The following is a 6,108-nucleotide window of genomic DNA, read 5'->3' on the forward strand; positions in this document are numbered from 1 at the left end:
CAGGTCGAGAGCGGTCTGGTAGCGGCGGTCCGGGTCCTTGGCCAGGCAGCGGCGAACGACGCGGCCCAAATGGCGCGGCAGCGATCGGTTGAGCTCGGTGACCGGTGCAGGATCGTCACGCAGGATCGAGCTGATGGTGGACATGCTCGTGCCGCCCCGGAACGGCCGTTCTCCGGTGGCCATCTCGTAGAGGATGGTGCCCATGGAAAAAATGTCCGTCCGCGAATCGACCGGCTTGCCCTCCGCCTGCTCGGGCGACATGTAGGCCACCGTGCCGAGGATCTTCCCCTCCTCCGTCTCCACCGTGGCAGTGGGCGCCTGCGTGAGCCCCTGGTCGGCGGCCTCCGCGTCGCGGGTTTTGGCGAGCCCGAAGTCGAGGATTCTCAGGCGTCCCTCCCCGTCGACCATGATGTTGTCGGGCTTGAGGTCACGGTGGGTGATACCTGAGCGGTGAGCACTCGAAACCGCATCGGCGAGCGGAATCGCGATCTCCAGCAGCTCGCGCAGCCCGAAGCCGTTCTTCGGCAACAACTTCGAGAGGGTCTGCCCTTCGACCAGCTCCATGGTGATAAAGTGGACGCCGTCGGCCTCCTCGACCGAGTGAATCGTCACGATATTGGGGTGATTGAGGGCAGCAACCGCCTGCGCCTCGCGTTCGAAACGCGCTCGGCGTTCCGGGTCCGCCGCCATCTCGGACGGCAGAACCTTGAGCGCTACCCGCCGGTTCAGCCGCGTGTCCTCGGCGAGGTAGACCTCGCCCATGCCGCCCTTGCCCAGGCCGCCCACGATTCTGTAGTGGGCCAGGTTGTTTCCGATCATGGCTCGCCGGGTTATCCTCATCTGGAATGTAGCATATTGTGACGCTTTCGCAAATGTTCAAGCTACGAAATTTCAAATGTGTTTGTCTGGAGGGTTGCTCATGATCGGTGCCGAGAGTTCCGTGTACAGCCGCATCGCCCTGTACCTCGTTTGCACGGCCGTCGGTTTTTTGATGGCGGGCTGTTCACAGGCCCCCCAGTACGACCTCGTGATCCGCAACGGAACAATCTACGACGGGAGCGGATCGCCTGGTGTCGTCGGTGATGTCGCCATCAACGGCGATACGATTGCCGCCGTGGGTGATCTCGGCGCCGCCACCGGAAAGACCGAAATCAATGCGGCCGGGCTCGCGGTCTCCCCCGGCTTCATCAACATGATGTGCTGGGCCAACGTTTCGCTGATTCACGACGGCCGATCGCAGAGCGATATCCGCCAGGGCGTGACTCTCGAGATCCTCGGCGAGGGTGGCTCGATGGGTCCGCTCAATCAGGCGATGAAGGAGCAGATGGTCCGCCACCAGGGCGATATTACGTACGACATCGAGTGGACGACTCTCGACGAGTACCTCGTGTATCTGGAAGAACGGGGCGTCTCACCGAACATCGCATCTTTCGTCGGTGCGGAGAACCCGCGGGAGTACGTCATCGGGCACGAGGATCGGCCGGCGACCCCGGAAGAACTGGACGAGATGCGGGCACTCGTTCGCACAGCGATGGAGGACGGTGCCCTCGGTGTGGCGTCGGCTCTCATCTATCCGCCGGGCAGCTTCGCCGACACGGACGAATTGATCGCGCTGGCCGAGGTCGCCGCCAATTACGACGGCATCTACATCTCGCACATCCGAGACGAGGGCGCACATATGATTGGCGCGATCAACGAGCTGATCGAGATCGCCCGTTCCGCAGACATCCGGGCCGAGATCTACCACTTCAAGGCTGCCGGGCGCGCGAACTGGGATCTGTTTCCGGAGGCGGTCTCCCTGATCGAAGAGGCGCGAGCCGAAGGCCTGCAGATCACCGCCGACATCTACCCCTACCCGGCCAGCTCGACCGGCCTCAACGCCACCATACCGCCGTGGGTCCAGGAAGGCGGTTTCGAGGCGTCGCTCGCACGGATGGCGGATCCTGAGATCCGCAAGAGGATCATCCGCGAGATGAACGACGACTCGGTGGCGTGGGAGAACATGTTCCACGGCGCCGGGTCGCCCGACAACATCCTCCTGGTCAGCTTCAAGAACGAGGCGCTCAAACCGCTCACCGGCAAATCTCTGGGTGAGATCGCAGAGATGCGGGGTACGACGCCCGAGAACACCATCATGGACCTGATCATCGAGGACGAGTCCCGGATCGGCACCGTCTACTTCAGCCAGTCCGAGGACGTCGTGCGGCGGGCTTTCAGGCTGCCCTGGGTCAGCTTCTGCTCGGACGCCGCCTCGCTCGCTCCGGAGGGGGTGTTCCTGAAGAGCAACCCGCACCCGCGTGCATACGGCAGCTTCGCCCGGGTTCTCGGCAAATACACCCGTGACGAGCAACTGGTCCCGCTCGAGGAGGCGATCCGCAAGCTGACCTCACTGCCGGCCGACAACCTCAAGATCGACCGCCGCGGCCGGCTGGCGGAGGGGTACTTCGCGGATGTTGTGGTCTTCGACCCTGAGACAATCCAGGATCACGCAACCTTCGTCGAGCCGCACCAGTATGCCACCGGCGTTCACCATGTATTCGTCAATGGCACCCCGGTCCTGCGGGACGGCGAGCACACCGGCGCCAAGCCGGGTCGGGTCGTCCGTGGACCAGGCTGGACAGGCCGCCAGCTATGAACGGGACAGGTCAGGAATCGTAGGGGCGGGGTTCACCCCCGCCCGGTCGTGGGGGTGGGTGGGATCCAACCCGCACGCTCACCTCCGGAGGGGATGACCCCCTCCCCTACGAGGGCACACCGAACCGTGCTGACGGAATCCGACGCTCGAATGGGCTCAGGGCCGCGGACAAAGATACGCCCGGGACGTTGGCCCCCGGGCGTCGAGTTCTTCTGACCGTCGAGGTCGGATTTCGAATATTTACCAGATCTTCACCCGTTCCTCGGGTGGCAACCACATGCCATCGCCCTCTTTGACATCGAAGGCGGCCACGAACTCCGGCATGTTCGGCAGCGGGCCATTCACCCGGAACTCCGCCGGGGAGTGTGGGTCGGTCAAGACCTGGTTTCGCAGCGCCTCGTCGGTCGACTTCGTTTTCCACACCTGGCCGATGCCCATGAAGAAACGCTGGTCGCCGGTCATACCGTCGAGAACCGGGGCCTCCTCACCGTCGAGCGAAAGCTGGTACGCGCGGTAGGAGATCGTCAGACCAGTGAGGTCGCCTATGTTCTCGCCCAGCGTCAGCTCGCCGTTGACGTTGAGATCGTCGAAGACCTGGAACCTACCGAACTGGTCAACCAGGGCACCGGTCCGTTCCGCGAATTTCTCACGGTCCTCATCCGTCCACCAGTTCTTGAGATTGCCGTCGCCGTCGTACTTGCTGCCCTGGTCGTCGAAGCCGTGGCCCATCTCGTGCCCGATGACCGTCCCGATGGCACCGTAGTTGACGGCGTCATCCGCAGCCATATTGAAGAACGGCGGCTGCAAAATCGCGGCCGGAAAAACGACCTCGTTCTGGGTAGCGACGTAGCCGGCATTGACCGTCTGCGGGTTCATCACCCACACCCACTCCTGGATTGGCCCGCCCAAGCGGTTACGGAAGAGCTCATAGGCGAACTGATTGGAGCGCATCACGTTGCCGACCAGATCACCCTTCACGATCTCCAAATCCGAGTAATCCTCCCAGCGGTCGGGATAGCCGATCTTGGGCGTGAACTTCTCCAGCTTGACCCGGGCTGCAGCCTTGGTCTCGGGACCCATCCAGTCGAGCTCGTCGATTGCTGACGCGTAGGCCTTGGAAAGGTTCGAGACCAGCTCGACCATCCTCGCCTTTGCCTCCGGCGGGAAATGTCGGCTGACATATACTTTGCCAACCACCTCACCGAGGCCTCCGTTGACCACATCCACGGCGCGTTTCCACCGCGGCCGCTGCTCTTCCTGGCCGTTGAGCGTCTTGTTGTAGAACTCGAAGTTCTGATTGTCGATCGCAGCATTCAGGTGAATGGCGTAGTTATTGAGCAGATTCCACCGCAAGTACGTTTTCCAGTCGTCGAGCGAGGTCGAGGCGAAGATTCCATTGAACCCTTCGACGAAGCTCGGCTGATGAATGATGATGTCTTTCTCGGAGGAAAGGCCGGCTTCCTCGAGAAACTCCGACCAGTTGAAGTCGTTACCGAGCGTACTGAGCTCATCGGCGGCGTACTTGTTGTAGGTCTTCTCGTCGTCGCGGTTCTCCACATTGGTCCAGTGATACTTGGCGAGATCGGTCTCCAGATTCATCAGCATCGCCGCCGCACTGGCCGGATCGTCGAAACCGGCGAGCTCGAACATCTTCTCGATGTGCTCCACGTAGGCTTGGCGCAGCTCGACCGAACGCTCGTCTTCCTTGAAGTAGTAGTCGCGATCCGGCAGACCGAGCCCCGATTGCCACACATAGGTGACGTATCGGGTTGAGTCCTTGGCGTCGACCCAGAAATAGACCGTGAACGGTCCACCGCCGCCGATGATCGCGCTGCGGGCGAAATACGCCGACAGTTCGTCCTTGTCGGCGATCGCGTCGATGCGCGCCAGTTCCTCGTCGAGCGCAAGCATCCCCAGTTCCTCGAGGCGCTCGGTATCCATGTAGGAGTTGTAGAGGTCGGCGACCTTCTGCTCGTCGGAGCCGGGCTCGAGATCGTCGCGCGACGCGACCTCCTCGATGATTGCCCTGACGTCTTCGCGGGCCTTGTCGCGCAAATCTATGAAAACGCCCGTGCTGGTTCGGTCGGCCGGGATCTCCGTCGTCTCCAGCCAGGTCCCGTTGACGTATCTGAAGAAATCATCCTGCGGCCGGACCGAGGTGTCCATGTTCGCCAGTTCGATACCGCTGGTAAGAGGTACCTCCGGCCCCTGTCCACACGATACGACGGCGAGCAACAGAATCGCTGCGCTCAGCATTCTCTTCATCCCTTGCCTCCCTCTCGATGATGATTCGCGTATTTCGCGATCGAAAACCGCAACCTCGCGACGTACACGGACTCTACCGCCCGTCCGACAAACGCACAGTTGATTATTCGCAGAAACACGGCATAGGTTTCAAACGTTCGAACGTTCAACGTTTAACGTTTAAATGACCGAACGAGATCCTGTCCCCTCAGCCCTACCGCGAGACATCGTCCGGTTTCCGTCCCACCCGTCCGAGAGGTCCGAATCCGGCCAGTCCGGCGCCCAGCAATGGCAGCAGCAGAGGCACCCAGCGCAGGCCCAGCCAGCCGCTGCCGCCGATGCCGTCGAGGGCCAGCATCGCGAGCCCTGCGCAGGCAACCGCACAACCCACCAGCTGCAGCCCGGCTGGCGCAGGCGACATGGATGCTTCCGCCGACGGGCGTTCGAATCGGCCGAAAACGAGCAGAAACGGGAGCGTCACAAGTGCGTAGACGAGCAACCACAGCGGACGCGTCAACCACCATCCCGGACTGTTCGGCTGTTGCACGAGCAGGCCGGGCACCTGCCAGAAGGCGAGGCCGACCAGCAGCATCATCACCGTCGAGTGCCACAGGAAGAGGGTCATGATCATGCCGTTGATCAGTATGGTGGCCGCCCACGGGACCCGATTTGCGAGCCACCTCCTGGTCGGCTTCTCGAGCGTCAGTGCGAGGCCGATCTGGGCCGCTCCCAGGGCCAGCAGCGGAAGCTTGGGCGGCAGCGTATTGCTGATCTCGTCGCTCGGGACGCCCACCAGACTGAGGGGGTACGGTCCGAAATGCGTGAGCCCGACGAGGGCGAGGAGGCCGACCGCGAACAGCGACAAACCGACCGTCGGGCCCTCGAGTCGGCGATCGTGCCAGGCGTAGCCCGCCTGGTGCACCGTGAGCCAGACGAACGGGTAGTTCAGCCATCCGAGGATGCGGAGCTCTCCCGCAAAGAAGGCGAAATCGACCAGGGCCGCTGCCCCGGCCGGCACCGCCACCGAGAGGTATCCCCAACGTTTCCATGCCGCGTGGCTGATGGGTACCAGGGCCACCACGAGGATGTAGACGGCAAGAAACCACACCGGCACCAGAGCGACCTTCGAGCCGATGCGAATCATCTCCGGACCTACGCCGTTCGAGTGGGCCACCGCCACCATCACGCCCCAGGCCACCACAAGCGGCAGCACCGGGCCGATCAGCCGT

The 6,108-nt window shown here is 62.7% G+C and carries 4 protein-coding genes; 1 reads left to right on the forward strand and 3 read right to left on the reverse strand.

Features of this window, described 5'->3' with window-relative positions; all coding sequences use genetic code 11:
* Positions 1-840 (reverse strand): serine/threonine protein kinase (locus tag LJE93_17380; protein ID MCG6950690.1); only part of this gene is annotated, 840 nt, incomplete at its 3' end.
* Positions 841-991: 151 nt separating this feature from the next.
* Here LJE93_17380 and LJE93_17385 point away from each other — a divergent pair.
* On the forward strand, positions 992-2,635 hold the full coding sequence (locus LJE93_17385; GenBank protein ID MCG6950691.1) for a D-aminoacylase: 1,644 nt from the start codon (positions 992-994) through the stop codon (positions 2,633-2,635).
* Positions 2,636-2,875: 240 nt separating this feature from the next.
* Here LJE93_17385 and LJE93_17390 read toward each other — a convergent pair whose 3' ends face one another.
* On the reverse strand, positions 2,876-4,900 hold the full coding sequence (locus LJE93_17390) for a peptidase M13 (GenBank protein ID MCG6950692.1): 2,025 nt from the start codon (positions 4,898-4,900) through the stop codon (positions 2,876-2,878).
* Positions 4,901-5,093: 193 nt separating this feature from the next.
* The coding region (locus tag LJE93_17395; GenBank protein ID MCG6950693.1) for an acyltransferase at positions 5,094-6,108 on the reverse strand (1,015 nt) is incomplete at its 5' end.

Source organism: Acidobacteriota bacterium (assembly GCA_022340665.1).
Lineage (GTDB): Bacteria > Acidobacteriota > Thermoanaerobaculia > Thermoanaerobaculales > Sulfomarinibacteraceae > Sulfomarinibacter.

Bases quoted from the DNA above. Each gene is read 5' to 3' on its own strand.
- LJE93_17385 (MCG6950691.1), top strand. From the start codon at position 992: ATGGCGGGCTGTTCACAGGCCCCCCAGTACGACCTCGTGATCCGCAAC.
- LJE93_17390 (MCG6950692.1), bottom strand. From the start codon at position 4,900: ATGAAGAGAATGCTGAGCGCAGCGATTCTGTTGCTCGCCGTCGTATCG.